Source organism: Nocardioides zhouii, assembly GCF_004137345.1.
GTDB classification, from domain to species: domain Bacteria; phylum Actinomycetota; class Actinomycetes; order Propionibacteriales; family Nocardioidaceae; genus Nocardioides; species Nocardioides zhouii.
Genome location: NZ_SDWV01000007.1, coordinates 16,307 through 42,779 on the forward strand (window position 1 = coordinate 16,307; position 26,473 = coordinate 42,779).

Annotated in this window: 26 protein-coding genes and 1 pseudogene; 12 read left to right on the forward strand and 15 right to left on the reverse strand. The window is 71.4% G+C overall.

Features of this window, described 5'->3' with window-relative positions; all coding sequences use genetic code 11:
- Positions 1-208: 208 nt before the first annotated feature.
- From EUA94_RS23110 to EUA94_RS08520, 3 genes and pseudogenes are all read right to left on the reverse strand, one after another.
- Positions 209-529: pseudogene (locus EUA94_RS23110) on the reverse strand (glycosyltransferase); the annotation flags it as partial.
- Positions 489-1,418 carry a phosphodiester glycosidase family protein gene (locus EUA94_RS08515; protein WP_129426451.1) on the reverse strand — a complete coding sequence of 310 codons (930 nt, stop codon included), beginning with the start codon at positions 1,416-1,418 and terminating at the stop codon, positions 489-491. The pseudogene EUA94_RS23110 and the gene EUA94_RS08515, both read right to left, overlap by 41 nt.
- Before the next feature lie 86 nt (positions 1,419-1,504).
- Positions 1,505-2,017, reverse strand: a complete 513-nt coding sequence (locus EUA94_RS08520; protein ID WP_242494749.1) for an ATP-dependent zinc protease family protein — start codon at positions 2,015-2,017, stop codon at positions 1,505-1,507.
- Between the two features lie 41 nt (positions 2,018-2,058).
- Between EUA94_RS08520 and EUA94_RS08525 the strand changes: the two genes are divergently transcribed.
- Positions 2,059-3,249: a RimK family alpha-L-glutamate ligase gene (locus tag EUA94_RS08525; protein WP_129426452.1), complete on the forward strand. Its 1,191-nt coding sequence runs from the start codon at positions 2,059-2,061 to the stop codon at positions 3,247-3,249.
- A gap of 7 nt (positions 3,250-3,256) precedes the next feature.
- Here EUA94_RS08525 and EUA94_RS08530 read toward each other — a convergent pair whose 3' ends face one another.
- The 3 genes from EUA94_RS08530 to EUA94_RS08540 all read right to left on the reverse strand — a co-directional run bounded on the left by EUA94_RS08530 (position 3,257) and on the right by EUA94_RS08540 (position 4,497).
- Positions 3,257-3,679 (reverse strand): CHRD domain-containing protein, encoded by a 423-nt coding sequence (locus EUA94_RS08530; RefSeq protein ID WP_129426453.1) that lies wholly within the window; start codon positions 3,677-3,679, stop codon positions 3,257-3,259.
- A gap of 72 nt (positions 3,680-3,751) precedes the next feature.
- Positions 3,752-4,144, reverse strand: a complete 393-nt coding sequence (locus EUA94_RS08535; RefSeq protein WP_207210461.1) for a hypothetical protein — start codon at positions 4,142-4,144, stop codon at positions 3,752-3,754.
- Positions 4,141-4,497 carry a hypothetical protein gene (locus tag EUA94_RS08540; RefSeq protein ID WP_129426455.1) on the reverse strand — a complete coding sequence of 119 codons (357 nt, stop codon included), beginning with the start codon at positions 4,495-4,497 and terminating at the stop codon, positions 4,141-4,143. Before EUA94_RS08540 ends, EUA94_RS08535 begins: the two co-directional genes overlap by 4 nt.
- Positions 4,498-4,622: 125 nt before the next feature.
- Here EUA94_RS08540 and EUA94_RS08545 point away from each other — a divergent pair, with 125 nt between their 5' ends.
- The gene (locus EUA94_RS08545; protein WP_129426456.1) at positions 4,623-5,222 is read left to right on the forward strand and encodes a DUF4956 domain-containing protein; all 600 of its coding nucleotides are present in this window, start codon (positions 4,623-4,625) and stop codon (positions 5,220-5,222) included.
- A 61-nt stretch (positions 5,223-5,283) separates the two neighbouring features.
- Complete coding sequence (locus EUA94_RS08550) at positions 5,284-6,063, forward strand: polyphosphate polymerase domain-containing protein (RefSeq protein WP_129426457.1); 780 nt, start codon at positions 5,284-5,286, stop codon at positions 6,061-6,063.
- A gap of 523 nt (positions 6,064-6,586) precedes the next feature.
- Here the strand turns inward: EUA94_RS08550 and EUA94_RS08555 are convergent.
- From EUA94_RS08555 to EUA94_RS08580, 6 genes are all read right to left on the reverse strand, one after another.
- Positions 6,587-7,258, reverse strand: a complete 672-nt coding sequence (locus tag EUA94_RS08555; RefSeq protein ID WP_207210462.1) for a CotH kinase family protein — start codon at positions 7,256-7,258, stop codon at positions 6,587-6,589.
- 56 nt (positions 7,259-7,314) lie between these two features.
- Entirely contained in the window at positions 7,315-8,022 is a 708-nt protein-coding gene (locus tag EUA94_RS08560) for an EcsC family protein (RefSeq protein WP_129426459.1), read from the reverse strand.
- A 127-nt stretch (positions 8,023-8,149) separates the two neighbouring features.
- A complete protein-coding gene (locus EUA94_RS08565; protein ID WP_129426460.1) occupies positions 8,150-10,411 on the reverse strand; it encodes a heavy metal translocating P-type ATPase in 2,262 nt (753 codons plus the stop codon).
- Positions 10,401-11,327, reverse strand: coding sequence for a hypothetical protein (locus EUA94_RS08570; RefSeq protein WP_129426461.1), 927 nt, complete (start codon positions 11,325-11,327; stop codon positions 10,401-10,403). Before EUA94_RS08570 ends, EUA94_RS08565 begins: the two co-directional genes overlap by 11 nt.
- Positions 11,324-11,527 (reverse strand): heavy-metal-associated domain-containing protein, encoded by a 204-nt coding sequence (locus EUA94_RS08575; RefSeq protein WP_129426462.1) that lies wholly within the window; start codon positions 11,525-11,527, stop codon positions 11,324-11,326. The genes EUA94_RS08570 and EUA94_RS08575 overlap by 4 nt, the downstream gene beginning before the upstream one ends.
- A gap of 26 nt (positions 11,528-11,553) precedes the next feature.
- The gene (locus EUA94_RS08580) at positions 11,554-11,856 is read right to left on the reverse strand and encodes a metal-sensitive transcriptional regulator (RefSeq protein ID WP_129426463.1); all 303 of its coding nucleotides are present in this window, start codon (positions 11,854-11,856) and stop codon (positions 11,554-11,556) included.
- A gap of 214 nt (positions 11,857-12,070) precedes the next feature.
- Here EUA94_RS08580 and EUA94_RS08585 point away from each other — a divergent pair, with 214 nt between their 5' ends.
- Positions 12,071-12,688 (forward strand): helix-turn-helix transcriptional regulator, encoded by a 618-nt coding sequence (locus EUA94_RS08585; RefSeq protein ID WP_129426464.1) that lies wholly within the window; start codon positions 12,071-12,073, stop codon positions 12,686-12,688.
- A 21-nt stretch (positions 12,689-12,709) separates the two neighbouring features.
- Here EUA94_RS08585 and EUA94_RS08590 read toward each other — a convergent pair whose 3' ends face one another.
- Positions 12,710-13,513, reverse strand: a complete 804-nt coding sequence (locus tag EUA94_RS08590; RefSeq protein ID WP_207210463.1) for a glycerophosphodiester phosphodiesterase family protein — start codon at positions 13,511-13,513, stop codon at positions 12,710-12,712.
- A 130-nt stretch (positions 13,514-13,643) separates the two neighbouring features.
- Between EUA94_RS08590 and EUA94_RS08595 the strand changes: the two genes are divergently transcribed.
- On the forward strand, positions 13,644-17,537 hold the full coding sequence (locus tag EUA94_RS08595) for a Pls/PosA family non-ribosomal peptide synthetase (RefSeq protein ID WP_242494750.1): 3,894 nt from the start codon (positions 13,644-13,646) through the stop codon (positions 17,535-17,537).
- Entirely contained in the window at positions 17,534-18,817 is a 1,284-nt protein-coding gene (locus tag EUA94_RS08600; protein ID WP_129426466.1) for a M1 family metallopeptidase, read from the forward strand. Before EUA94_RS08595 ends, EUA94_RS08600 begins: the two co-directional genes overlap by 4 nt.
- On the opposite strand, the gene EUA94_RS08605 is transcribed toward EUA94_RS08600, so the two are convergent.
- Together EUA94_RS08605 and EUA94_RS08610 are read right to left on the reverse strand one after the other, a co-directional pair.
- The gene (locus EUA94_RS08605; protein ID WP_129426467.1) at positions 18,783-19,292 is read right to left on the reverse strand and encodes a 4'-phosphopantetheinyl transferase family protein; all 510 of its coding nucleotides are present in this window, start codon (positions 19,290-19,292) and stop codon (positions 18,783-18,785) included. The two genes, EUA94_RS08600 and EUA94_RS08605, sit on opposite strands and share 35 nt — an antisense overlap.
- A gap of 5 nt (positions 19,293-19,297) precedes the next feature.
- Positions 19,298-19,708 (reverse strand): tetratricopeptide repeat protein, encoded by a 411-nt coding sequence (locus tag EUA94_RS08610; protein WP_165356842.1) that lies wholly within the window; start codon positions 19,706-19,708, stop codon positions 19,298-19,300.
- Positions 19,709-19,862: 154 nt separating this feature from the next.
- Between EUA94_RS08610 and EUA94_RS08615 the strand changes: the two genes are divergently transcribed.
- The 6 genes from EUA94_RS08615 to EUA94_RS08640 all read left to right on the forward strand — a co-directional run bounded on the left by EUA94_RS08615 (position 19,863) and on the right by EUA94_RS08640 (position 26,011).
- The gene (locus EUA94_RS08615) at positions 19,863-20,999 is read left to right on the forward strand and encodes an LLM class flavin-dependent oxidoreductase (protein WP_129426468.1); all 1,137 of its coding nucleotides are present in this window, start codon (positions 19,863-19,865) and stop codon (positions 20,997-20,999) included.
- The gene (locus EUA94_RS08620; protein ID WP_129426469.1) at positions 20,996-21,658 is read left to right on the forward strand and encodes an FMN reductase; all 663 of its coding nucleotides are present in this window, start codon (positions 20,996-20,998) and stop codon (positions 21,656-21,658) included. The genes EUA94_RS08615 and EUA94_RS08620 overlap by 4 nt, the downstream gene beginning before the upstream one ends.
- A 119-nt stretch (positions 21,659-21,777) precedes the next feature.
- Complete coding sequence (locus EUA94_RS08625) at positions 21,778-23,310, forward strand: serine/threonine-protein kinase (RefSeq protein ID WP_129426470.1); 1,533 nt, start codon at positions 21,778-21,780, stop codon at positions 23,308-23,310.
- Between the two features lie 327 nt (positions 23,311-23,637).
- The gene (locus EUA94_RS08630) at positions 23,638-24,063 is read left to right on the forward strand and encodes a VOC family protein (protein WP_129426471.1); all 426 of its coding nucleotides are present in this window, start codon (positions 23,638-23,640) and stop codon (positions 24,061-24,063) included.
- Positions 24,064-24,095: 32 nt separating this feature from the next.
- Positions 24,096-24,548: a peptide-methionine (R)-S-oxide reductase MsrB gene (gene msrB / locus EUA94_RS08635; RefSeq protein WP_129426472.1), complete on the forward strand. Its 453-nt coding sequence runs from the start codon at positions 24,096-24,098 to the stop codon at positions 24,546-24,548.
- A 191-nt stretch (positions 24,549-24,739) separates the two neighbouring features.
- The gene (locus EUA94_RS08640) at positions 24,740-26,011 is read left to right on the forward strand and encodes an HNH endonuclease signature motif containing protein (RefSeq protein ID WP_129426473.1); all 1,272 of its coding nucleotides are present in this window, start codon (positions 24,740-24,742) and stop codon (positions 26,009-26,011) included.
- Positions 26,012-26,473: the final 462 nt, after the last annotated feature.

Consider the following 26,473-nt stretch of genomic DNA (forward strand, 5'->3'; position numbering starts at 1 on the left):
CCGGGATGCCGCGCAGGCCGGTCTGGGTGTCGGTGATCCGGGTGCGGGTGGCGGCGGTGAACAGCCACCGGGTGACGGTGTTGCCGAGCTGGCTGCGCAGCGGCACCCGACCGTCGAAGGTCCGCGCGCCGAGGACGAGTCGACGCGCGTCTGGGTCGGCGACGAGTCGTTCGCCGACGGCGACGATGTCGTCCAGCGCGTGCTGGCCGTCGGCGTCCGCGCAGACCACGGGTGCGCCGGGTCGGGTCGCTGCGACGTGGGCGAGCCCGGCCTTGAGGGCGGCGCCCTTTCCGCGGTTGGTCGGCAGGGTGACGACCTCGGCCCCGGCCGCGCGGGCCGCCTCGAAGAGACCGGCGTACGCCGCTCCGGAACCGTCGTCGACGACGAGCAGCGCCCAGTCGGGGCGGGCCGTCCGGAGGTCGGCGAGGGTCTGGAGCAGGGCGGGACCGGGGACGTACGCCGGCACCAGCACGGTGGGCAACACGGGGTCAGCCCTTGACGTAGAGGATGTCGGAGGTGCCGCGCTCACCGCCGTTGCTCGGCTGGTTCACCAGCTCGCCGTCGAAGACCATCGTCGAGGAGCCGCCGCCGTCGATGTTGTACGCGGTGACGGCGCCCAGCCCCTGCATCAGCGTCGCGAGCTCGGTCATCGTCGCGCCGGCGCTGTAGCCCGAGGACCGGCCGTCGACCACCACGAGCAGCAGGTGGTTGTCGTCGACGACGCCGACGGCGGTGCGCGGCTGGTCGCCCTGGATCGAGTGGTTGCCGACATTGGTGTCGACCTCGACCTCGTCGATGCCGCTCAACACCTGGCCGTCCGCGACGAGCGCCGGGCCGAAGGACAGCGTGTTCCACACCCCGGCGTCGACGAGGGTCGCGGCGTCGGTCGCCGTCTCGTCGTAGAGCTCGACGTGGCCGTCGCGGTAGAACGCGAGCCCCTCACGGGCGCCCGCGTCGCGGTAGGCGACGCCGTTGCGGATCACGATGCCGGTCTCGCGGAAGCCGTAGTAGTCGCCGTTGATCGCGAAGATCGCGCCGTTCTGCTCGGCGATGTCGGAGGTCTCGTCGACGATGTTGGTGCCGAAGGAGTCGCCGGCGAAGGCGGAGCGCAGCACCGTCGCGTCGCTGAGGACGAGGTCGGCGACGAAGTACGTCACGGTCTGGCTGCCCGATCCGGTGCTGACCTCGCGCACCGTGAGCGTGGTGCCGTCGGCCGACCAGCCGTCGTCGGTGAGCACGGCCTGCGAGGTGTCGAGCTCGGCGCCGTCGCTGCCCTGGCTCGCCTCGTACGCCGACGCGTCGGCGATCTCGACGTGGTCGATGACGAAGCGGTCGAGCGCCCACGCGCCGGTGCCGGTGGTCAGGGTGAGGGCGGTGAGGCCGCCCACGAGGAAGGCGCGTCGGGTGGGTGTTGGCACGGGAGGATTCCTGTCGTCGATGTGTTCTCGACGATGGGTCGACTCCCTGTTCGGACCCTGTGGTCCGCCTCACGATTCGATGTGGGCTACCGGCCCCAGTTCCTCCGTCGGACGGCCCGGCGCGGCTTGCCACCGGCGTACGAGCGTGCCGAGTCGACGAGGAAGCCGCGCTCGAGAGCCTCGCGCCCGATCAGCATCCGGAAGCCCATCTCGTCGCGGTTGCTCAGGGTCATCACGGTCGTGATGGTGCGCCCGGCGAGCGTCACGTCCAGCGCGACGGCGTACCTCTGCTCGACCTGGCCGTTGCTCGAGCGGACCTCGCGCCGGTCGAGGACCGGGAGGCTGACCTCGACGTGGTCCTCGTCGGACTTCTGCCAGGGATGGAGGGAGAAGCGCACCCACTCCGCGCCGTCGCGGTCGAAGGCCTCGAGGTCGAAGGCATGGATGGCCGACGACCGCGCGCCGGTGTCGATCTTGGCCTTGACCCACTCGACGCCGGCCTGCGGGAGGGCGACCCACTCGCGCCAGCCGACGACCACGGGATCGGTCACCTCGACGGGCTGGTCCCCGGAAAGCGAGGTCTCGGGGGAGGTGGACACCCGACCATCCTGTCAGGTCGCCTCGTGCTTGTATGAGGCCCGTGAAGCTCGCCATCCTCTCCCGCGCACCGCGCTCCTACAGCACCCAGCGACTCCGCACCGCCGCCCTCGAGCGCGGCCACGACGTCAAGGTGCTCAACACGTTGCGCTTCGGCATCGACCTCACCGGGGACGAGCCCGACCTGCTCTTCCGCGGAAAGCAGCTCTCGACGTACGACGCCGTGCTGCCGCGCATCGGCAACTCGATCACCTACTTCGGCACCGCCGTCGTGCGACAGTTCGAGCAGATGGACGTCTACACGCCCAACACCAGCTATGGCATCGCCAACAGCCGCGACAAGCTCCGCGCGACGCAGATCCTCTCGCGCCACAAGATCCCGATGCCGGCGACGACCTTCGTGCAGGACCGCGCCGACGTGATCCCCGCGATCGAGAGCGTCGGCGGTGCGCCGGTCGTGATCAAGCTGCTCGAGGGCACCCAGGGCATCGGCGTGATCCTCGCGCCGACGCTGAAGGTCGCCGAGGCGATCATCGAGACGCTGCAGAGCACCCGGCAGAACGTGCTGATCCAGCGCTTCGTCAAGGAGAGCAAGGGGCGCGACATCCGCGCTCTCGTCGTCGGCGACCGCGTGGTCGCGGCGATGCGTCGCGTGGCGCAGGGCGATGAGTTCCGCTCCAACGTGCACCGCGGCGGCAGCGTCGAGCCCGTCGCGCTCGACGAGGAGTTCGAGCGCGTGGCCGTACGCTCGGCGCAGATCATGGGCCTGCGCGTCGCCGGTGTCGACATGCTCGAGGGCAAGAACGGTCCGCAGGTGATGGAGGTGAACTCCTCGCCCGGCCTGGAGGGCATCGAGGCCGCGACCAAGCTCGACGTCGCCGGCGCGATCATCGACTACATCGACAACCAGGTCGCCTTCCCCGACATCGACGTACGCCAGCGGCTGACGGTCTCGACCGGCTACGGCGTGGCCGAGATCGTCGTGCACGCGGGCTCCGACATGGTCGGCAAGAAGCTCGGCGACTCGGGCCTCGACGAGCGCGACATCACCGTCCTGACGCTCCACCGCGGCCCGCAGGTCATCCCGAACCCCCGCAACAAGACGGTCCTCGAGGGCGAGGACCGGCTGCTCTGCTTCGGCAAGCTCGAGGAGATGCGCTCGATGATCCCCGACCGCAAGGAGCGCCGCGTCAAGCGGCTGATGAAGAAGCACCTGCCGCCCACGTCGCCGTAGGGCTGCGTCACATGTGGTGCGCGCCGAGGGAGCCCTGGACGGCGCCCGCCGGGTACGTCCGGTTGTGGACGTTGACGTAGTACCTGCCCGGTTGATCGGCGATGCGACGGATCAACCGACGCGAGGCGTTCGTGCACTTCGCGCCGCCGGTCACCGACCCCGTCAGGTCCACGACCACCTGCCCGTCCGATCGGCGGTGGATGTGGGCCGCGGAGGGCTTGTCGATCCCGGACCACGAGATGGTCGCGCAGACTCGGCTCACGGCCGGCCTGAGCGTGACCATCGCCATGCCCGAGCCGTCAGCGTCACCGCTCGGTGCGAGCGAGGCGTGCAGCACGGTGGCACTGACCAGGAGGGCGCCGGCGGAGGACGCCGGCAGGAGCAGCAGGGCGGCACCGAACGCGGCCGCGGCACGGGTGGCGAGGTTCATCTACTGATGGTGCTCCGAGCGACCCACGAAGTCGAGTGCGCGGCCCCGTGGCGACCACTACCGCGAGCGCACTCAACCTCGGGGGCGCGTGCGCCAGAGCCAGGCCAGGCCCACGAACGGCAGGACGAGCGGCAGCCAGCCGTAGCCCGCGCCGTACGCCGACCACACGGTCTGGTCGGGGAACAGCTCCGGGTCGAGGACGGTCAGCGTGCCGACCGTGAGCACCCCGACCAGCTCGAAGCCGACGGCCGCCCAGGCCAGCCGGCGCGGTGCCGGTCCGACCTCGGCGAGCCCGAGGGTGGCGGCGACGTAGACCAGCGCGGCGAGGGCCGAGAGGGCGTACGCGAGCGGCGCCTCGTCGGCCTTGGTCGCCAGCTGCACCAGCGAGCGCGCGGTGGCGGCGAGGGCGAAGACGCCGTAGACCGCGACGAGGGCGCGCCCCGCGCCGCTGCGCGTGGAGCTCACGACCACACCTGCAGCGTGCGTACGATGACAAAGGCTTGGGTCAGGCCCGTCACGGCGAGTACAGCGGTCGCCCCGCGGCTCCGCTCGGCGAGCGACCACACGAAGCCGATCGGCAGCACGACCAGTCCGGCCAGCAGGTAGCCGAAGAGCGTGACGGTGGCGCCGCCGCTCAGGTCAGCGTTGCCGACCTGGACACCGGCGATCACCAGGAGCACGAGCGTCCCGGCCTCGATCAGCCCGGCGAAGCCGAGCAGGCCCCAGTCGGGCGTACGGGCGAGGGCGACGTACACCAGCACCACCACGGCGAACGCCAGCGACGCGTAGATGAGCACGAGGGGCAGGGGTCCGTCCACGGCGCCGATCCTCTCAGGTCGGTCCGCATCTACAGCGCGGCCACAGGTCGGGAGCAGGCGGGCGACAGGTCGGCGCGACAACCTCGGGGCACACCGAACGCCGCCCGATCTGCAAGGACACCGCAATGAACCCGACCTACCTCCTCGCCGCCGTCGACCTGGTCGCCGTGCTGGTGCTCGCCATGGCCGTCTACTACCCGCGCCACCGTCGCGCCGACCTCGTCACCGCCTTCATCGCCGTCAACGTCGGCGTCCTGGCGGTGACGATCGTGCTGTCCGGCAGCGCGGCGACCGTCGGCCTCGGGCTGGGGCTGTTCGGTGTCCTCTCGATCATCCGGCTCCGCTCCGACGAGCTCGGGCAGCACGAGATCGCCTACTACTTCGCCGCGCTGGCCATCGGCCTCATCGGCGGCCTCGGCACCGGTGACGTCGCGCTCTCCGTCACCCTGATGGCCGCGTTGGTGGGCGTCCTCGCTCTTGCTGACAGCCGGCTGCTGCACGGCACCGGGCTGCGGCAGGTCGTCGTGCTCGACTCAGCGATCACCGACGAGGCGACGCTCGTCGAGCGCCTCGAGCTGCTGCTCGACGCCCGGGTCACCCGCGTCACGCCGGTGCGCGTCGACCTGGTCAACGACACGACCACCGTCGAGGTCCACTACGCCGCAGCGTCCCGACCTGCCATGCCCCGGGTGGAGCGCCACGACGTGCCGGCGGTCACCCGATGAACACCCCACGACGTTCTCCTCCCCCGCTCCGCTCCTCCGAACAACGCCGTAGGGACCCCGCATGAGTGCCGTCGATCGCCTTCCGACCGTCTCCCTCGCCGAGCTCAACGAGCGGGCCGAGCTGCTGACCCGCACCGATCGCAAGTACGTCATCCCTGCGGGCGACCTCGACGCCGTGCTGACCGGCATCCCCGGGATGCGCGTGCTGGAGATCGACGGCCGGCGCTCCTCGCGCTACGAGTCGACCTACCTCGACACCGTCGACCTCGACAGCTGGACCTCCGCCGCCCACCGCCGGCGGAGGCGGTGGAAGGTGCGGACGAGGACGTACGCCGACTCCGGCGAGCGCTGGCTCGAGGTCAAGACCCGCGGCCGCCGCGGCGTCACGGTCAAGGAACGGCTGCCCGGCTCCGGCGACGACATCCTCGTCATCGACGGGGGCGCGGGCGCGTGGGTGCGCGGCCGCCTCGCCGCGGCCCACGTGCACGACGTGGACCCGGCCGGTCTCGTGGCCACGCTGCACACGAGCTATCGCCGTACGACGCTCCTGCTCGACGGCGACACCGCCCGGGCGACCATCGACCGCGACCTCCGCTGGGTCTCCGGCCACGGCACCGCCGAGGTCGGCGACGTGCTGGTCGTCGAGACCAAGTCGGCCAGCGCCCGGCCCGGTCCACTCGACCGCCGGCTCTGGGAGCTCGGCCACCGGCCGACCCGGATCTCCAAGTACGGCACCGGACTCGCGCTCCTGACCCCCGACCTGCAGGGCAACCGCTGGCACCGCGTCACCAGCCAGCACCTCGCCAGCCGGCTCACCCTGCACACCGGGGTGCTCGCATGAGGCGCGGGCTCGCCGGTGTCGTTGCCGTTGCCGCCCTCACGCTCGGTGGCTGCGCCGACGGGGGCCCGCCGGACGCGGGATCGGGAGTCTCCGCGGCCGCTCGTACGGTGGCCGACGGCGCCGGCGTCTGGGACGCGAGCACCGTCCACCAGATCGCGATCGAGGTCGACGAGTCCGCGGTCGCCGCGATGATCGACACCTACCAGGAGACGGACGAGAAGGAGTGGCTGGAGGCCGCGGTCACGATCGACGGCACCACCTTCGAGCACGCGGGCATCCGGCTGAAGGGCAACTCCTCCCTGCGCGGCGTCGGCGACGGCGCCGACCCGACCGACCTGCCGTGGCTCGTACGCCTCGACGAGTACGTCGACGGCCAGGCGCTGGACGGCTGGACCGAGCTCGTGGTGCGGTCGAACGGCTCCGAGACCGCGCTCAACGAGGCGGTGGCGCTCGACCTGCTCGCGAAGGCCGGCCTCGCGAGCGAGTGCCCGGTCAGAGGTCAGGACGGGCACGAAGTGCCCGGTCAGCTGAGCACGTCGCGGATTTCGTCGGCCTCCTGCTGCACGGTGTCGGCGTCCACGAGGGCGTTGGACCCGCCGCGCATCCCGCCGCCGGCGCCCCCGGGGCCGCCCTCCGGCCGCTCGCCGTCCGGCATCTCGGGCATCCCCTCTGGCGCTCCCTCCGGGCGCTCGCCCGGGAAGCCGCCGGGGCCGCCACCGGAGCCGCCGGGCGACCCGCCGAACGCGAGGTTGTGGTCCCACGCGACGACGGTGAACCCGCCGGACTCGGCGTCGTAGCGGAGGTAGGCGTTGTTGCCCGGACCGTCGATGTCGTCGAAGTTGCCGACGAGCTCCTCGAACGCGAGGTAGCGGGCGAAGGCCTCCACGTCGAGCCGTTCGGGCAGCTCGGCGGCGAAGTCCTCGTCGCTGCTGGTGTCGAGGAACTCGAGGAAGTCGATCAACGGCGTCAGGTCGTCGTCGCCGGTCTCCTGGTCGAAGACGTCGGTGTACGCGTCGGGGTCGTCGCCCCGGTAGGTCCAGTCGCCGCCGGCCTCGGCCTTGTAGAGCAGGCCGGGGGTGCTGAAGTTCTCCGCCTCCCAGGCCTCGTCGAGCCCCTGGACGACCAGGCGCAGGCGGGCGTCCGCGCCGTTGACGCTGAACGACGACGCGATCGCGTGCTTCGTGCCCGTCCTCATCGGCGGACGGGCACGAACTGCCCGGTCGGTCTTCATGACCGGCACGAAGTGCCCGGTCACTGCACGGCGGGGAACTCCGTCATCGCATGGTCGGCGATCTTCTTCATCATGAAGCCGTCGATGCCGCCTCCGACGAGCCCGCCGGCCACGGGGATGCCGCGGCCGAAGCGGGAGAGCACCTTTTCGCTCACCCCGCGCATCAGGCGGAAGCCGACGGCCTTGTTGACCACCATCAGCGCCGCGGGCGGCAGGCCCTTGAGGGCGTACGACGTGACGCGGCTGCCGGCGGTCGCCATCCCGGCTTTCTTGAGCACCTCGTCGGAGTCCGAGCCGACGAGCGTGAGGAGGACGGCCGTACGCACCCGCGGCTCGGCGATGTCGTACCCCCGGAGCGTCGCGATGCCGCCGACCATCCGCACGGCCTGGACGTAGAACTCCGCGACGTTGACCGGCAGCGCAACCGGCATCGTGACGAAGCCGCCGAGCCCGGTGACGAAGCCACCGATGCTGCCGGTGACCATCGTCGAGCGGGCGAGCCGGTTGATCGCCTGCTCGCGGTCGCCGTGGGTCTTGGCGAGCGCCCCGTCGGCCAGCTCGCGCGCCGAGCTCAGCGGTCCGCGCCCCTCGAGCCCCGTGTCGACCAGCATTGCGACGAGCTTGTCGATCGCACCGGGGTCGGGGTCGACGTCATTGGCGGCGTCGAGCGCGGCGCGCGTCTTCTTCGTCTCGGAGCGGCCCGGCTTGAGCATGTCGATGAGTCCCATGCCGGGGAGCCTACGAACCCAGCGCCGGTGGCGGCTCACCCGAGCGAGTCTTTCAGCGCTGCGAGCGGTGGTCCACCCACATTTCGACAGCTTGAAAAGGTGGCTGGACCACCGCCCGAGCGGGATGTCAGATGGAGGAGCGGAAGCCCCGCAGCCGCAGGCTGTTGGTCACCACGAAGACGCTCGAGAACGCCATCGCGGCACCGGCGAGCATCGGGTTGAGCAGGCCGGTGGCGGCGAGGGGCAGGGCGGCGACGTTGTAGGCGAAGGCCCAGAACAGGTTGCCCTTGATCGTGCCGAGGGTGCGGCGTGAGAGCCGGATCGCGTCGACGGCGACGAGCAGGTCGCCGCGTACGAGCGTCAGGTCGCTGGCCTCGATCGCCACGTCCGTGCCGGTGCCCATCGCCAGGCCGAGGTCGGCCTGCGCCAGCGCGGCGGCGTCGTTGACGCCGTCGCCGACCATCGCGACGACCTTGCCGGCCGCCTGCAGCCGCTGCACCTCTGCCACCTTCTCGGCCGGGAGCACGTCGGCCACGACCGTCTCGATCCCGACCTGGGCGGCGACGGAGCGGGCGGCGGCCTCGTTGTCGCCGGTCAGCAGGATCGGCGTGAGCCCGAGGTCGCGCAGCCGGGCGATGGCCTCCGCCGACGACGGCTTGACCGTGTCGCCCACGACGATGACGCCGCGCGCCTTGCCGTCCCAGCCGACCGCGACGGGCGTACGTCCTTCGCCGTGCGCGCGGTCGACCGCGGCGGCCAACGACGCGTCGAGGTGCTGCGACCAGTCCGCCAGGAGCCGGGGTCGTCCGACGACGACGGCGTGGCCCTCGACGATGCCCTGCACCCCGAGGCCCGCGACGTTGGCGAAGTCCTCGACCCCCGATACCTGAGGACGCGGTGAACGGATTCCGAGGTGGATCACGTTCATGGTGTCCTCAGACATCGCGGCGATGGCCCGGCCGATCGGGTGCTCGGACGCGGACTCGAGGGCGGCGGCCAGACGGCGTACGTCGTCGACGGACTCGCCGTCGGCGGCCACCACGTCGTGGACGGCCATCTCGCCCGTGGTCACCGTGCCGGTCTTGTCGAGCACGATCGTGTCCACGCGGCGGGTCGACTCGAGCACCTTGGGGCCCTTGATCAGGATGCCGAGCTGCGCGCCGCGGCCCGTGCCGACCATGAGCGCCGTCGGCGTCGCCAGCCCCAAGGCACACGGGCAGGCGATGATCAGCACCGAGACCGCGGCCGTGAAGGCAGCCGTCGCCCCGCCGCCGGCGCCGAGCCAGAAGCCGAGCGTCGCGACGGCCAGGCCGATCACGACGGGCACGAACACCCCGGACACCCGGTCGGCGAGGCGCTGGACCTCCGCCTTGCCGTTCTGCGCGTCCTCGACGAGTCGCGCCATCTGGGCGAGCTGCGTGTCGGCGCCGACCCGCGTCGCGCGCACCACCAGCCGCCCGCCGGCGTTGACCGTCGCGCCGACGACGAGGTCGCCGGGACGGACCTCGACGGGCACGGACTCGCCGGTGAGCATTGAGGCGTCGACGGCGGACGTCCCCTCGAGGACCTCGCCGTCCGTGGCGACCTTCTCCCCGGGGCGTACGACGAACTCGTCGCCGACGACCAGCTGGTCGATCGGGACGCGCACCTCGCTCCGCCCACCAGAAGCGTCGTCGCGCAGCACGCCCGCGTCCCGGACCCCCAGCTCGAGGAGCGCCCGCAGGGCCGCTCCGGACTGGCGCTTCGAGCGGTGCTCGAGCCACCGGCCGGCGAGCAGGAACGTGGTCACGCCGGCCGCGGCCTCGAGGTAGATGTTGCCCGCGCCGTCGGTGCGGTCGATCGAGATCCGGAACGGGTGGGTCATGCCGGGCTCACCGGCGGTGCCGAGGAAGAGCGCCCACAGCGACCAGCCGAAGGCTGCCAGCACGCCGACCGAGACGAGGGTGTCCATGGTCGTCGCGCCGTGGCGCAGGTTGGTCCAGGCGGCCCGGTGGAAGGGCAGCGCACCCCAGACCACGACAGGTGCGGCGAGCGCGAGCGAGGCCCACTGCCAGTAGGTGAACTGCCACGCCGGCACCATCGCGAGCGCGACGACGGGGATGCTGAGCAGGGTGCTGACCAGCAGCCGCTGGAGCAGCGGGTCCCGCTCCGGCTCAGCGGGGGCCTGGACCGAAGGCGGCGTCGGCAGCGCGGCGGCGTACCCCGCGGCCTCGACGGTCTTCAGCAGGTCATCGGTCGAGACGGTGTCGGGGTAGGACACCTTGGCCTTCTCGGTCGAGTAGTTGACCGTCGCCGTGACGCCGTCGAGCTTGTTGAGCTTGCGCTCGATGCGGTTCGCGCACGACGCGCAGGTCATGCCGGTGATGGCGAGCTCGACGTCAGTGCTCATGGTCGCCTCCTTCGGCGTGGTCGCCCGAGGGTGCTCCGCCGGACTCGACGGTGAACGCGGCCGTACGGACGGTGCCGCGGTGCTGGAAGTCCAGGAAGAGCCCGTACGTCGCCGGCTCGGGGAACGCGGTGGCGAAGTCGATCGCGGGACCGGGCTCGCCCTCCTCGGGGTGGACGTGGAGGTAGCCCAGGTCGCCGGCGCGGATCGCGACGAGGTGGCCGAAGGCGCCGAGGTAGGGCTCGAGGTCGGTCACCGGCTCGCCGTCGAGCTCGATGCGGGTGGTCAGCACGGTCGCCGCGCCCGGCGCGGTGTCGCCCTCGAGAGTCACGGTGTACGTGCCCTCGTCGGTCGCGAGCGTCGCCGTCCGGGTGTCGCTCGGCAGCGGTTGCGGGGTGAAGTCGCCCACGACCGCGAGGTCGTCGGCGAGCGTGATGCCCTCCCAGCCCTCGGGCGTGAAGTCGGCGACCACGCGCCACACACCCGGCGTCAGGCGGACGTCGACGGACCAGGTCCCGCTCTCCGGGTCGAGGACCGTGTGCACGTGCTGGAAGCCGGTGAGGTCGCGGCGTACGACGATGAGGTGCAGGTCCTTGTCGTGCTCGCGCGTGTAGTCGAGCAGCGGCCGACCGCTGGACGTGAGGACCTGGAAGTCGAGCCGAGTGCGTCCGGCGGCCACCTCGCGGTCGGCCAGCGCCAGGGTGAAGCCGTCGGCGCGTGCGGTGAGGCCACCGACATCGGCGGCCGTCGTCGCGCCGTGCGCATCGCCGTGCTCCGCCGCGTCACCGTGCGCGGTGTCCTCGTGGGCAGCGACCGGCTCGGTGTCGATCGGTCCGACGGCCTGGCCCGCGCCCCACGCCACCGCGAAGGCGGCGACGAGGGCGGTGACGAACGCGGCCACCCGCAACGGCGTACTCATGCGATCGCGTAGCCGGCTTCCTCGACGGCGGCCCGGACGGCGGCGGGGTCGAGGGGGGCGGCGCTGGTGACGGTGACGGCTCCGGTCTCGACGACGACGTCGACGTGCTCGACGCCGGCGATCTCGGAGATCTCCTCGGTGACCGAGGCGGCGCAGTGGCCGCAGGTCATCCCGGTGACGGTGTAGGTGCTGGTGGTCATGGTGGCTCCTCGGGCGTGGGGATGGGTCAGGACTTCACGAGGCGCGCGATGGCCTCGGAGGCTTCCTTGAGCTTCTGCTCCTGCTCCGCGCCGCCCTGGCGGGCGGCGTCGACGAGGCAGTGGGCCATGTGGTCGTCGAGCAGCGACAGCGCGAGGGCCTGCAGGGCCTTCGTGGCCGCGGACACCTGGGTGAGGATGTCGATGCAGTACTTCTCCTCCTCGACCATCCGCTGGATGCCGCGCACCTGCCCCTCGATCCGGCGCAGTCGCTTGAGGTGGGCCTGGACGGCGGCGTCGTTGCCTTCGAGGTGTCCGTGCTGGTCGCTCATGCCTCCACCATACCCCTAGGGGGTATGTATTCAAAGTCGTTGAACCCGCCGCGCCCACCCCTGGGGGTGGAGTTTGCTACCCGATTCACGCTCAACCGGCCGACGGTGAAGGCGATCTGGTCTGGTCCAGTCCTACAGTGACGAACGACGGTCCGGGGGGACGTCGAGGACGCACTACCGTGCGCTCCTCTTCCTCAGGACTGTCAGGACGCACATGATCATCCGCGTAGCCATGCTCGGGGGCGACGAGCTCGTCCGCCGAGGACTCGAGAGCATGCTCCGGACCCTGGGCGGGTTCGAGCTCGGCAGCGTCAAGGACCGCATGCGGGCGCCGATCGACATCGCGCTCGTCGAGACGTACGGCACCTCGCTCGACGACACCACGCTCGCGCGCGCCGCCGCCGACCCATTCATCCACCGGGTCGCCGTCTTCACCTGGAACCACCACCCGGGACTCGTCGACGAGGTGCTCGTCAACGGCGTCGCGGGCTACCTCGGCAAGAGCCTCACGGCCGCCCAGCTCGGTCGCGCGCTGCGCTCGATCCACGAGGGCCAGGCTGTCGTCGCCCCGCCGCTGCCGGGCCCGGGTGCGCAGGGCATGGCCGTGCCGAGCGAGGTCGACATGCTCACCGCCCGCGAGCGCGAGACGCTCGCCCTCATCGCCACCGGTCGCAGCAACGACGAGATCGCCCGCGAGATGCGGATCTCGCTCAACTCGGTGAAGTCCTACATCCGCAGCGCCTACCGGAAGATCGGCGTGCAGAGCCGCAGCCAGGCCGTGCTCTGGGCGGTCACCCACGGTGTCCGCGTCGAGGTCCTCGAGAACGCCTGAACCCGCATCGGCCGGGCAGCCTCACGCCACCGGCGAGGGGCGTACGACGTCGGGGCGGGTCCACTCGCCCCGGCTGACCAGCACCTCGCGCAGCACGTCCGGCCGGTCGGTGATGATCCCGTCGACGCCGGCGTCGAGCAGGGTGCGCATGGTGGCCGGGTCGTCCACCGTCCACACCACGACCCGGATGCCGAGGTCGTGGGCACGGGCGATGACCCGCGCGGAGTGGATCGGCATCCGCCCCAGCCGCATGGGCACGTGCGCGAAGGCGCCGCCCGAGCTGCCGGTCGCCCGCACGCCGAGCGGGCGTACGCGCCCCTTCGAGCAGGCGATCAGGGTGGTGAGCGAGCGCCAGCCCAGCGCGGTGGTGACGCCCGGCGCCTCGTCCTGCAGTCGGCTCAGCCACCGGCTCCACGCCCCTGCGACGAGCACCCGCTCCGCCCAGCGGGGGTTGGCCGTGAGCAGCCGGGCCATCGAGTCGATGGAGGCCTCGTCCTTGAGGTCGATCGCGAACCTCGCCTGGGCGAAGGTTCCCATCGCCTCGGCCAGCGTCGGGATCCGCTCGGTGCCGTGCACCCGGAGCCTCCGCAGGTCGGCGAGGTCGAGGTCGCTGACCCGGCCCCGTTGTCCGGTCACCCGGCGCAGGTCGGCATCGTGGAAGCAGACGACGTGGCCGTCGCGGGTCGTGTGCACGTCGGTCTCGAGGTGGGTCAGGCCGAGTGCGGTGGCCCGGCCGAACGCCGCCAGGGTGTTCTCGGGAGCAAGCCCCATGCCACCGCGGTGGGCGATGGCGAGCGGACCGTCAGTGTCGCCGTAGCTGGTCACGCCTTCAGGATGCGCGTCCGGGCACCTCGCGCGAAGCCGTACGGCCCTCCATCGGCCACTGTTCATGCAGCCTTCGTCCGTGGTCCGTCCCCGACACCTGCTGGACACCGGGATGCCCCACAATGCGCGCGTGCCGACCCTGCTGACCGCCCTGCTCGCGAGCGGGCGAGCGCCCGCCCCCCGGACACTGGTCGACATCTTCCGTGAGGTCGTCGACTTCGCGCCGCAGAGCCCGGCGGTCGACAGCGGCGTCGCCCTGCTGACGTACGCCGAGCTGGCGGAGGCCGCCGACCGGGTGGCCGCCGAGCTCCACGAGGTGGGTGTGCGCGTCGGCGACAAGGTCGGCATTCGCATCCCGTCCGGCACCACCGACCTCTACGTCGCCATCCTCGGCATCCTCTGCGCGGGTGCCGCCTACGTGCCGGTCGACGCGGATGATCCCGACGAGCGCGCCCGCGTGGTGTTCGAGGAGTCCGGGGCGGTGGCCGTGATCGGCAACGACCTGCGCATCGAGGCACGTACGCCTGCCGACCTGCCGAGCGCCGACCACGTCGACCACGCCGACCACCCCGACCACGCCGGTCCGTCGATCGGCGACGACGCGTGGGTGATCTTCACCAGCGGGTCGACCGGCAGGCCCAAGGGTGTCGCGGTCACCCACCGCAACGCGGCGGCGTTCGTCGACGCCGAGTCGCGGCTCTTCCTGGCCGAGGAGCCCATCGGCCCGGGCGACCGGGTGATGGCCGGACTCTCGGTCGCCTTCGACGCGAGCTGCGAGGAGATGTGGCTGGCCTGGGCCCACGGCGCCTGCCTGGTCCCGGCGCCGAGGTCGCTGGTGCGCAGCGGAGTCGACGTCGGACCGTGGCTCGTCGCCAACTCGATCACCGTGGTCTCGACCGTGCCGACGCTGGTGGCGCTGTGGCCCGCGGCGAGCCTCGACGACGTCCGGCTGCTGATCATGGGCGGTGAGGCGTGCCCGCCCGAGCTGGCCCAGCGGTTGCAGCGGCCGGGACGCGAGGTGTGGAACACGTACGGGCCGACTGAGGCCACGGTCGTCGCCTGCGGCGCACTGCTCGACGGCTCGGACCCGGTCCGGATCGGTCTGCCGCTCGACGGCTGGGACCTGGCCGTCGTCGATTCCCACGGCGAACCGGTGGCCGAGGGCGAGAGCGGGGAGCTGATCATCGGAGGCGTCGGCCTCGCGCGCTACCTCGACCCCGAGAAGGACGCCGAGAAGTACGCCCCCATGCCCAGCCTCGGGTGGGAGCGCGCCTACCGCTCCGGCGACGTGGTCCGCAACGATCCGCTCGGACTGGTCTTCACCGGCCGGGCCGACGACCAGATCAAGCTCGGGGGCCGCCGCATCGAGCTCGGCGAGATCGACGAGCAGCTGCTGCGCCTGCCGGGCGTGCACCAGGCGGCAGCCGCCGTCCGGTCCACGAAGAGCGGCAACACGCTGCTCGTCGGCTACCTCACCGTCGACGACTCGTACGACGCCGTGACGGCCCAGGAGCTGCTCCGGGGCCGGCTGCCAGCAGCCCTCGTGCCCCGGCTGGCCGTGGTCGCGTCCCTCCCGACCCGCACGAGCGGGAAGGTCGACCGGGACGCCCTCCCGTGGCCGCTGCCCACGGTCGCGAGGCCCACTGTCGGGCTCAACGAGACGCAGCGGTGGGTCGCCGACATCTGGGCGGACGTGCTCGGCGCCGATGTCACCACGCCGGAGGACGACTTCTTCGCGTTCGGCGGCGGCTCGCTCACCGCCGCGCAGGTCGTCAGCCGGATCCGCGAGCGCTACCCCGAGGTGGTGGTCGGCGACGTGTACGCCCACCCGACGATCGCTGCCCTCGTCGACGCGCTGTCCGCGCTGGCCGGCAGCCAGGGCGCCGCGAACCGCGACGTCCGGCCGCTCCCGCTGAAGAGCCAGGTCGGCCAGCTGCTCAGCCTCGTTCCGCTGCGTACGCTCGCCGGCCTCCGCTGGCTGAGCTGGCTGCTCCTCGGGTCGGCCGTCGCCGGACCACTGCTGGACCTCGACGGCCTCCCGCAGGCGCCCGCCTGGGTGCTCGTGCTGACCACCTGGTTCTTCCTCGTGCCGCCAGGACGCATGACGCTCGCCGCGCTCCTGGCCCGCCTCGTGCTCCGGCCGCTCACGCCGGGGGAGCACCCGCGCGGAGGGAGGATCCACCTCCGGATCTGGCTCGCCGAACAGATCCAGGACGAGCTCGCCGCGACTTCGCTCGCCGGCGCCCCGTGGTTCCCCTACTACGCCCGGCTGCTCGGCAACACCATCGGCAAGGGCGCCGACCTGCACACCCTGCCGCCGGTCACCGGGCTGCTCACCGTGGGCAACGGCGCCGCGATCGAGCCCGAGGTCGACCTCGCCGGGCACTGGATCGACGGCGACGTGATCCACGTCGGTCCCATCGCGGTCGGTGCCCGGTCGCGCATCGGTGCCCGGTGCACGCTCAGCCCCGGCGCCGTCATCGGGAAGGACGCGGAGGTCGCACCGGGCTCGCTGGTCGAGGGCACGGTCCCCGCCGGCGAGTTCTGGGCGGGCTCGCCCGCACAGCAGAGCCGCGCGGAGGCGCGGGGACCCTGGCAGGGAGCACCGACCGGCCGGACGGCCACTGCCGAGCAGGCCTGGCTCGGCCTCTACGGCGTGATGGCCGTGCTCATCGCCGCGTTGCCGGCCCTCGCGGTCCTCGCCGGCGCGCTCGTGGTGCTGCCGGTCGTCCGGGACGCCGACGGACTGGGGGACGCCGTGCGACGTGGGATCCCGTGGCTGCCGCTGGCCGGGTTCGTCGGCTACAGCGCGCTGATCCTCATGATCTGTGCCCTGGTCCGGCTCCTCGGCGCCGGGATGGAGGCCGGTGTCCACAGGGTCCGCTCGGGGACCGGCGTACGGATCTGGAGCACCCTCCGGGTCCTCGACGAGGCGCGCACCTGGCTGTTCCCGCTGTACGCCAGCGCGCTGACCCCGACCTGGCTGCGGATGCTCGGTGCCACGGTCGGACCCGGCGTGGAGGCCTCGACGGTCCTGCTCATCCCGAAGTTCACCACCGTCGGCGAGCACGCGTTCCTGGCCGACGACACCCTGGTCGGCTGCTACGAGCTGGGTGGCGGATGGATCCGCGTCGACCACGTCAAGATCGGCAAGCGGGCCTTCGTCGGCAACTCCGGCATGGCGGCTCCGGGCCGCAAGGTCCCGAAGGAGTCGCTGGTCGCCGTGCTCTCCGCCGCGCCCGCGCGGCAGGTCGCGAAGGCGGGCTCGAGCTGGGTCGGGAGTCCGCCGACCCGCCTGCGTCGTACGGCGGGTGACTCCGACGACACCCGCACCTACTCCCCGGCCACCCGCCTGAAGATCGCCCGCGGGATCGTGGAGACGCTGCGCGTGTTCCCGCTCCTCCTGCTGCTCGTCCTCCACCTCGGCGTTGCGGTCGTCCTGCTCGCGCTGCTCGGAGCCCACCCGCTCGCAGCGGTGCTGCTCGCTGGACCGGTCCTGATCGTCGCCGGGCTCCTCGCCGCCCTGGTGACCGTGGCCGCCAAGCTGGTCCTCGTGGGCCGGCACCGCGTCGGCAACCACCCGCTCTGGTCGTCGTTCGTCTGGCGCAACGAGCTCGCCGACACCTTCACCGAGGTCCTGGCCGCACCCTGGTTCGCGGCCCCCGCGCGCGGCACGGTCGCCCTCAACGCATGGCTGCGCCTCCTGGGCGCCCGGATCGGACGAGGGGTGTGGTGCGACTCCTACTGGCTGCCCGAGACCGACCTCGTCACGCTCGACGACGGCGCCACCGTCAACCGCGGGTGTGTCGTCCAGACCCACCTCTTCCACGACCGCGTGCTCAGCATGGACGTCGTCACCCTCAAGGCTGGTGCGACCCTGGGGCCGAACAGCGTTATCCTTCCCGCCGCGACGATTGGTCGGCACGCAACCGTGGGCCCGGTTTCTCTCGTGATGCGCGGCGAGGGCGTCCCCTCCCGCACCTGCTGGATCGGCAACCCGATCGGCCCCTGGGAGGCACCATGAGCGACGAGCCCTACATCCCCGACCACGGGGACGACAGCTTCGACGTCACGCACTACTCGCTGGGCCTGGCCTACAAGGTCGTCGGCAACCGCCTGGACGGAGACGCAGAGCTGGCATGCCTCGCGCGTACGGGCACCACCAGCGTCACCCTCGACCTCGCCCACCTCCGCGTCAGCAGGGTGCTGCTCGACGGCAAGCCGGTGCGCTACTCGCACCGGGGCTCACGGCTGAAGATCACCGCCGGGCTCGCGGCCGGGCAGCAGTTCGAGCTGCGCGTGAAGTACGCCGGCTCGCCGAGCACCCTCAAGGCGCGCCACCTCGACGACGCCGGCTGGGAGGAGCTGACCGACGGTGTGATCGTCGCGGCCCAGCCGCACGGAGCTCCGACCTGGTTCCCGTGCAACGACCGCCCCAGCAACAAGGCGACGTACGCCGTCACGCTGGCCGCGCCGTCCGACTACTACGTCGCCATGTGCGGCCGGTTGACCGACCAGCGTCGCCGCGGCTCGGTCACCGATTGGACGTGGGAAATGACCCACCCGATGGCCACCTACCTCGCGACCGTGCAGATCGGTCGCTACGAGGTGCGCGACCTGGAGCACGGCATCGTCGTGGTCGCGCCGTCCGACCTCGCGGGCGAGGGGTACGACGCGTCGTTCGGCGAGCAGCCGGAGATGATGGCCTACTTCGAGACGGTCTTCGGCGACTACCCGTTCGACGCCTACACCGTGGTGGTGACCGACGACCCGCTCGAGATCCCGCTGGAGTCGCAGTCGCTCTCGACGTTCGGCCGCAACTTCGCCTCCGCCGACTGGGACGCGGTCCGCCTCGTCGCCCACGAGCTGGCCCACCAGTGGTTCGGCAACGCGGTGACGTTGACCGAGTGGAACGACATCTGGCTGCACGAGGGCTTCGCCTGCTACGCCGAGTGGCTGTGGTCGGAGGAGTCCGGTCGCGAGAGCGCCGCGGAGCAGGCCGAGCACCACCACGGCAAGCTCTCCGATCTCGACCAGGACCTGCTGCTCGCCGACCCCGGCCCGGCGCTGATGTTCGACGACCGGGTCTACAAGCGCGGCGCACTCACCCTGCACGCCCTGCGCACCACCGTCGGCGACGAGCCGTTCTTCGACGTGCTGCGCCAGTGGGTCGAGCGGTTCGGTGGCGGCAACGCGACCACGGCGGACTTCGAGGCTGTCGTCGAGGAGGTCACGGGCGAGCCGCGCGCCGACCTGTTCGACTCGTGGCTCAGGGAGCTCCCGCTCCCGGCGCTCCCCAGCTGATCGCGGCGACGTAGCCGTCAGGGGCGTCCAGGTCGTGCCACTGCTCGTCGGCCAGCACGACCTCGATCATCGGGGTCGCCAGACCCGTGCCGCGCTGCTTGAGCACCGCTTCCTTGCGCGACCAGGCGCGCGCCCGGTCCTCGTCGGTGGCCGGGTCCTCGCCGGGAGCGAGGACGAGGCTCGCGTCCCAGCGGCGCGCCACGTCGGCGACCGACTCGACGTCGATCCCGACGGGCGCGTAGGCCAGGACGGTGACCAGATGAGCACCGGAGCGCGACAGCGACACGTGGTGCGCGACCCCGTAGGCGCGCAGCCACGGGCGTCCGTGCCGCGATGAACCACACTGCAGACACAGGCGCCCGCTGTTCACGACGTCCGCCGTCACCCCGAGGTGGGCGGCGGCATGGAGCTCGAGCGCTCGCTTGCTGGTGGTGCCGGTGGCGTGCCAGCGGACGTCGTACGGCACCCGGGTCATGGCGCTCAGGCTCGGTACCCGCCGAGCAGCTCAGCCAGCCGGAGGTGCGGTTGGGCCTCGTCGCGACGACCCTGCCGCTGCAGGGACCGCCCCACCAGGAGGTGGGCGTACGGCTCGTTGGGGTCGTGCTCGAGCAGCTCGGTCGCGACCCGGATCGCCCCGTTGAGCTGGGCGGAGTGGTAGAGCGAGCGCGCCAGCAGGAGGCGTACGTCGGTGAGCTCGTGGCGTACGTCGTCGGACGCATCGGCGGCATCGAGCAGCTCGGTCAGCAGCACCGCCGCCTCGCGGTAGGCGCGCTCGTCGAAGAGCGCCTGGGCCCGCACCCAGCGGTCGTGGTCGCTGTCCCCGAGCAGCCCCGCGTGTCCGCGCAGCAACTGTTCGAATGGGATCTGGTCGAAGGGGGTGAAGTCGGTCATCGTCGCTCCTCTCGAGCGGGTCTCTCCTCCGAGCGTGCGCCCGGACACCGTCCCAACGCCGTAACGGTGCCCGGCGATTCCGCGGAATACTGCAGCCTCCAGCCTCGTTGGAGATAATACAAACTTCAACCACTGTGCATCTGGGAGGAACACCATGCAGTTCGGCATCTTCAGCGTCGGCGACGTCACCGAGGACCCCACCACGGGTCGCACGGTGTCGGAGGCCGAGCGCATCGAGCTCATGACGAAGATCGCGCTGAAGTCCGAAGAGGTCGGCCTCGACGTCTTCGCGACCGGTGAGCACCACAACCCGCCCTTCGTCGTGTCGTCCCCGACCACCCACCTGGCGTACATCGCGGCGAAGACCGAGAAGCTGCTGCTCTCCACGAGCACCACGCTGATCACCACCAACGACCCGGTGAAGATCGCCGAGGACTACGCGTTCCTCCAGCACCTGTCCGGCGGCCGCGTCGACCTGATGATGGGCCGCGGCAACACCGGCCCGGTCTACCCCTGGTTTGGCAAGGACATCCGCGACGGCATCAAGCTCGCGGTCGAGAACTACCACCTCCTCCGCAAGCTCTGGCGCGAGCCGCAGGTCAACTGGCAGGGCCAGTTCCGTACGCCGCTGCAGGGCTACACCTCGACGCCCGCGCCGCTCGACGGCACGCCGCCGTTCGTGTGGCACGGTTCGATCCGCAGCAGCGAGATCGCCGAGCAGGCGGCCTACTACGGCGACGGCTTCTTCCACAACCACATCTTCTGGAACAAGGAGCACACCGAGGCCATGGTGAAGCTCTACCGCCGCCGCTTCGAGCACTACGGCCACGGCGCCGCGGACCAGGCGATCGTCGGACTCGGCGGGCAGGTCTTCATGGCATCGTCCGAGGCCGAGGCCAAGCGGGTCTTCCGGCCCTACTTCGACAACGCGCCGGTCTACGGCCACGGCCCGTCGCTGGAGGACTTCAGCGAGATGACGCCGCTGACCGTCGGCACGCCCGAGCAGGTCATCGAGCGCACGCTCGGCTTCGCCGACTACGTCGGTGACTACCAGCGCCAGCTCTTCCTCGTCGACCACGCCGGCCTGCCCGAGTCGCTGGTCCTGGAGCAGGTGGAGATGCTCGGCACCGAGGTCGTGCCCGTGCTTCGCAAGGAGTTCGAGCGCCGCCGTCCGGCCCACGTGCCGAGCGACCCGCCGACCCACGCCTCGCTCGTTGCCGCCGGCCCTGACGCCCCGCACCACCTCGTCGAGCCGGCCCGCGCGCGGGCCGAGGAGCTGGCGAAGGCATGACGCGGAACATCGTCGTGGTGACGGCGGGACTGACCGTCCCGTCGTCCACCCGGCTGCTCGCCGACCAGATCGCCGAGGCCACCTCGGCTCAGGTCACCGCGCGCGGCGAGTCGGTCGACGTCGAGTTCGTCGAGCTGCGCGAGGTCGCGAGCGAGCTGGCGACCTTCATGACCACGGGCGGCATCCCAACCCCGCGGATCACCCGGCTGCGCGAGCAGGTCGCCGCGGCCGACGGCCTGGTCGCCGTGACGCCGGTCTTCAACGCCGCGTACAGCGGGCTGTTCAAGATGTTCTTCGACGCCCTCGACCCCGACGGCCTCACCGGTACGCCGGTGCTGATCGCCGCGACCGCCGGCACGGCCCGGCACTCGCTGGTGCTCGACCACGCGATGCGCCCGCTCTTCGCCTACCTCCGCGCGGTCGTCGTACCGACCGGGGTGTTCGCGGCCACCGAGGACTTCGGCAGCCACGGGCTCTCCGACCGGATCACCCGGGCCGCCTCCGAGCTCGCCGCGGCAGTGCTGAGCCAGGGCGACTACGGCGTCGGTGGGTTCGCTCCCGACCTCGCCGCCCGCCCCCGGCGTACGTCCGGCACGCAGGTGGAGTCCGATGTGACGCCCTTCGGTGACCTCCTCAGGGGTCACAGCGGCACCGACTGACGCCTCCCCGGTTCCGGTAGGTACGCCCCGAATCGCGTGCCCGTCGGCCACTCCGTCGTTAGCGTTCCGCTGGAGCGCAGCCGACGAGGTCGGGCTGGGCGTGGTCAAGGGGGCGTGGGATGGCGGGTCTGCCCGGCGAGGGTGCGACGTTCGGTCGGTACGACCTGAAGCGGCGGATCGGTCGCGGCGGGATGGGCGTGGTGTACGAGGCGACCCACCGCGACCTGCAGCGATCGGTGGCGCTCAAGCTGTTGTCGATGGACCTGCTGGACAACGAGGCACTGCGCAACCGCTTCATCCGCGAGGCGCAGGCACTGGCGGCCGTGGACTCGCCGATGATCGTGCCGGTCTTCGACGCGGGTGAGCACGAGGGCTGGCTCTACATCGCCACCAAGCTGTATCCCGACGGCGACCTCGGCGACTGGATCCATGAGCACGGCGCCCTGTCGCAGGAGGAGTCGATCTCGGTGCTGGCGCAGGTGGCCGAGGGGCTGGCCGACGCCCACGAGGCGGGATTCCTCCATCGCGACATCAAGCCGTCCAACGTCCTGCTGCAGCAGCGTCCGGGCGGCCTGCGCGCGGTGATCTGCGACTTCGGCATCGCGTTCGCCGAAGGCAGCGAGCACACCAAGACCGTGGGCGTCATCGGGACGCTGGGCTACATGGCGCCGGAGCGCCACGAAGGGTTGCCGGCCACTGCCGCCTCTGATGTGTACAGCCTGGGCTGCGTGCTCTACGCGTGCCTGCAGGGTCGGGCGCCCTGGGTCGGCACCGACGTCAAGGTGGCGATGGGCCACCTCTACAACCCCGTGCCGCAGATCCCCGAGGGCGCTGACGCGCTGAACCGCGTGCTGGCGCGCGCGCTCGCCAAGAGCCCCGACGATCGGTACCAGACCGCGGGGGAGTTCAGGGCCGCGCTCCTCCGCGTCGACGAACCCGAGGAGTCGACCGTCATCGTCGACTTCGCGCCCGGGGGGAGTGCCGAGGACCTGGTGGTCGTGCCGCCCGATCTCACCTACCTGCTGCCCGCCTCGTCGTCCGGCAACGGTCCGACCGTCGACGACACTTTCGTCCCCCGGATCGAGGCGGCCGCCGCGGCGCCCGAACCCATCGACCCGCCTTCCCCTCCTCGCCCTGACGGGGATCGCCACGTGGTCGCCGAGGACACCGTCGTCCCGCTCGCCGGCGCCGTTCCGGTCGCCCCGACGGAGTCGTCGCCGGCGTCCTGGCGCGACCGGCTCGCCGGGCTCGACCGCCGGCGTACGTGGTGGGTCGCAGGAGCAGCTGCCGTGCTGGTGGGCGCGCTCGCGCTGATCCCGGTGCTGAACGGGAGCGACGAAGCGCCGGCGAGCACTGGCCCGGACACGCTCACGCTCGAGGTCGTGGGCAACTGCACGCCGTACGAGCCGCGCTGCGACAAGGTGCGCATTCTCGCGACGGGACTTCCGCCGAATGAGCTGGTGCTCGTGCGGACACTCGTCGACGGGGTGATCGACACGGAAGGCTGCAGCTACGAGGACGACACGGTCCTGCCCTGCTTCTCCGGGACGACGTCGAGCACCGGCCGCCTCGAGGTGGGCATCGACTGGACGTCTCCCGGCGACATCGAGGTCCAGCTCCGGGGCAAGACCGCGAGCGTCGAGGTGCCGTAGCGACGTCCTTCACGATGAGGGGTCCTTAGGGGTCCTCAGGGGTCACAGCGGCACCGACTGACCCACGCGTGCCGTCCGGGCGCTGTCCACCCCTATCAAGGAGGTGGACTCCGAGGATCACGCGTGGTTACGTCGAAGGCGCACCACAGATCCCTGGGGAGGGAACATGCGTGACACCGTACGGAGGGACGTCGACGGCGTGATCGGGGCGGACCGGTGATCCGCGTCGGACGGGATCCTGCCTCGCGGCTGCCGCGGCCACTTCTTCCGCGACCGCGGCAGGAGTCACTAGGTTGGGTCGACAACACCGAGCCACGGGAGCCGACGATGTCGATCAACCTCAACCCCTACCTCAACTTCCCCGACGCCAAGGCGCGCGAGGCGATGGAGTTCTACCACTCGGTCCTCGGTGGCGAGCTCAGCGTGATGACGTTCGGCGACATGGGCACCGAGGGGCCGCTGGCCGACCAGGTCATGCACGGCCAGCTCCAGGCGCCGGGCGGTCTCGTGCTGATGGGCGCAGACGCGCCGCCGGAGATGGTGCAGGTCACCTTCGGCGACAACGTCTCGGTGAGCCTGTCCGGCGGGCCCGAGGACGCCGACGAGCTGCGTGGCTGGTTCGCTGCGCTCGCCGAGGGCGGCGACGTACGCCAGCCGCTCGAGGCCGCCCCCTGGGGCGACGAGTTCGGGATGTTCGTCGACCGCTTCGGGATCAGCTGGCTCGTGAACATCGCGGGTGCGGCTGCCTCCTGAGATCGGCTCGCTTCGGTCCGTAGGCTCGTCCCATGTTCAAGCGGCGCTCCCGACCTCAGCCACCGGTGGTGCGTACGGACGCGGAGTGGCGGGCGCGCCTGGAGCCGGAGGCCTACCGCGTGCTCCGTCAGGCGGGCACGGAAGCCCCGGGGAGCAGTCCGTACGCCCACCCGTCGCCCGGCTCCGACGGGATCTACCGGTGCGCCGGCTGCGAGGCCGAGCTGTTCCGGGCAGGGGACCAGTTCGACTCGAGGACGGGCTGGCCCAGCTTTTCGGATGCGGCGACCCGCGATGCGGTGTCGATCCACACCGACTTCAAGCTGCTGATCCCGCGCCGCGAGGCGACCTGCGCCACGTGTGGTGGCCACCTCGGGCACGTGTTCGGCGACGGTCCTCGGCCTACCGGCCAGCGGTGGTGCATCAACGGCGCCGCCCTCACCCTCGATGACACCCGTCCACAGGGGATCGAACACCTTGACGGATAGTGTCTTTCGGCGGTAGGATGGACGTACGTCCACGAGCTTCCGGGCCACCACTTCAGGCGGTGCGCTTTCCCGGTTGTGATGAGGACGAGTTGCGAGGGTAAGTAATAGCCCGGTCACCGGGCCTCCAGGAGCGACGACCGTTGTCAGGCACGCGAGCGCGTGCAGACCCCGTCGTCGAGAGGAGGCCGACCGTGACCGATGTGGCGACGCATCCGATCGTGGCAGCCGTGTCCGACGTCCGGTCCTCGCTCAAGTCGGTGTCGGGGGTGAACCCGACCTTCATGTCGACCGCCGACAAGGCTGTGGCGCTGATCGACCTGATCCGCGCGGAGTCGCAGCTCGCGGAGCTGCGGCTGCGGATCCTGGCCGATGCCGGCGACCTCGCGCACGAGACCGCTGCGAAGGATGCTGCCGGTTGGCTCGCGCAGGTGACCCGGACGCGGTTCGCCGACGCCCGCGCCGACCTGGGCTTGGCCTCCGCTTTGGTCCAGGACCGTACGAGCGTTGCTGCGGCGATGCGCGAGGGCTCGGTGACCTTGGCGCAGGCGCACGTGATCCACCGGGCTGTCTCGGCGCTTCCCGCGTCGGTGGACAGCGACACCGTGGCGCGTGCGGAGTCCCACCTCGTGGAGAAGGCGGGCGAGTTCGGGCCGAAGGAGCTCGGCCGGATCGGACGCCGGATTCTCGACGTGGTCGCACCCGAGATCGCCGAGGCCGTCGAGGCGGCCCGGCTGGCCGACCTCGAAGCGAATGCTGCGGGCCGGACCCGGCTCACGTTGCGTCGCCTCGGCGACGGAACCACCCGGATCTCCGGGCGGGTACCGGACGCTGTCGGCACGCGGTTCGCGACCTACCTCGAAGCCTTCGCCAACCCCCGCCTCCAGAAGAAGACCAGTGGAGGCGACCCGGTGGCCCGGTCGGCGTACCCGAAGCGGCTGGGCCAGGCGTTCAGCCTGTTCCTCGAGGCCGTCAACCCGAACCGTCTCCCGCTCCACGGCGGCGACGCCACGACCCTGATCGTCACCATCCCGCTCGCCGCGCTCCTGTCCGATCTCGCCGCAGGCGACCTCATCGGCGCCGGTCTCGTCCCCGGCGACGACCTCACTGGCGACCGGATCACTGCCGCCCAGGCGCGACGGCTCGCGTGCACCGCCAACATCCTTCCCGCGGTCCTCGGCGGTGACAGCCTGCCGCTCGACCTGGGCCGCACCCGGCGCTTCTTCAACTGGCCGCAGCGCAGGGCCTTGCTCGTGCGCGACAAGACCTGCCGCGGAGAGGGCTGCGACGTCCCCGGCGCCTGGTGCGAGGCCCACCACCGGGGCAAGCCCTGGAGCCAGGGCGGCCGCACCGACCTCGACGACGGTGAGCTTCTCTGCGGCCATCATCACCATCGGGTCCACGACCCCGCCTACCGCACCGAACGCCTCCCCAACGGCGACCTCAGGTTTCACCGACGCAAATAGGAGCCCTCGCCGAGGCTATGAAGGTGACTGCCGGCGGGTGTTGCATCCGAAGACGCGACGTGTCAACGAGGCGCTGGACAGCGCCGCTTGTCGGGCCGGACTTGCGCCAGGTCTCGTCCCACGTCGACCGCGAGCTCGTCAACATCCGACACTGACATCGCAGAGACCCGCGAGCTGCCGGAGTCCTGACGCCGGATCGAGGTGCGGGCCGAGTACCGCTCGTTAAACGCCCGATAGACAAACCACCCCCGACGAAACCCGCCGGGGGTGGTGATGGTGTCTCGTGCCCCCTCTCAGGGGGTCCGGGTGTCCGTTCTCTCGACCACCCGATCCTGGGGCAACGAGCATTCATGAATGCGTTGCCACCTGAAGTGACCGTACCCGGAATCGATCGTGGGATCCGTCTGTGCGCCCGTTGTCGCTCAGTCGTGACAACTGCCAACGTTGTGAGGCGGCCAGTGT